The sequence below is a fragment of the Thalassospira sp. UBA1131 genome, assembly GCF_002311515.1.
Lineage (GTDB): Bacteria > Pseudomonadota > Alphaproteobacteria > Rhodospirillales > Thalassospiraceae > Thalassospira.
The window spans coordinates 5,759-7,214 of sequence record NZ_DCAO01000103.1; the positions used below are offsets into that span (position 1 = coordinate 5,759).

The 1,456-nt window shown below is 56.9% G+C and carries 2 protein-coding genes; both read left to right on the top strand.

Annotated features, from left to right (window positions below):
* Positions 1-636 (top strand): acyl-CoA dehydrogenase family protein (locus B3Z49_RS16120; protein ID WP_296992717.1); only part of this gene is annotated, 636 nt, incomplete at its 5' end.
* A 25-nt stretch (positions 637-661) separates the two neighbouring features.
* Positions 662-1,456 (top strand): AMP-binding protein (locus tag B3Z49_RS16125; RefSeq protein WP_296992719.1); only part of this gene is annotated, 795 nt, incomplete at its 3' end.

Below are 1,456 nucleotides of genomic sequence, written 5' to 3' on the forward strand. Positions count from 1 at the left end.
GTCTTTGCCCGCACGGGTGAGGCCCCCGGGGCCAAGGGTCTTTCGGCCTTCATCGTTCCGGCGGACCTGCCCGGTTTTGAAATCGCGGAACGCCTGCACACCATCGCGCCGCATCCGTTGGCACGTTTGAAATTTACCGATTGCCGTATTCCGGCCTCCGCCCTGATGGGCAAGGGTGGGGATGGGTTCAAGATCGCGATGTCGGTTCTGGATGTTTTCCGATCGACCGTTGCCGCAGCCGCCCTTGGCTTTGCCCGTCGCGCACTTGATGAAACCATCACGCGCGTTCAGGAACGCGAGCTGTTTGGTGCGCCGCTTTTTGATTTGCAGATGGTTCAGGGGCATGTCGCGGACATGGCGCTTGATATAGATGCCTCGGCCCTTCTGGTTTATCGCGCCGCCTGGCTTAAGGACAGTGGTGCTGCGCGGGTCAGTCGCGAAGCGGCGATGGCCAAACTTTATTCAACCGATCATGCACAAACCGTCATCGATAAGGCGGTGCAAATTCATGGCGGCGATGGTGTGCGCAGCGGGCACATCGTTGAATCGCTTTACCGGGAAATTCGCGCCCTTCGCATTTATGAAGGCGCATCCGACGTCCAGAAAATAATCATCGCACGGCAAACGCTGGCGTAATAATGGCTGTATCAGGGACTTCACAATGCTCGGACCAACCGCACATACCGATAGCTTCACACGGGATAAATTGCCCCCCTTTTCAGAATGGCCGGATATCAATCTGGATGGGTTTGATTATCCCGAATATCTGAATGCCGGGGTCGAACTGACCGACAAAATGGTCGAACAGGGATTTGGCGATAACACAGCCCTGATCGGCAATGGTCGCCAGCGGACCTATAAGGAACTGGCAGACTGGACGAACCGGATCGCCCATGCATTGGTCGAGGATTATGGTGTTAAGCCCGGCAATCGCATTCTGATCCGTTCGGCCAACAACCCGGCGATGGTGGCCTGCTGGCTGGCCGCGACCAAGGCCGGGGCGGTTGTGGTCAATACCATGCCGATGCTACGTGCCGGTGAGTTGGGCCAGATCGTTGACAAGGCCGAAATCGAATTTGCCCTTTGCGATACCCGCCTGATGGATGAACTGGTGGCGTGCGCCAAGGACAGCAAGTTCCTTAAAAAGGTGATTGGGTTTGATGGTACGGCCAATCATGATGCGGAGCTTGATCGCATTGCCCTGACCAAATCGGTCAAGTTCGAAGCGGTCAAGACCGGGCGCGATGATGTTGCTTTGTTGGGCTTTACATCGGGCACCACCGGCAGTCCGAAGGCGACCATGCATTTCCACCGGGATCTTCTGATCATTGCTGATGGTTATGCCAAGGAAGTGCTGAATGTAACGCCCGATGACGTGTTCGTCGGGTCCCCGCCGCTGGCCTTTACATTCGGGCTTGGCGGGCTTGCGATCTTTCCGCTGCGTTTCGGGGCGACG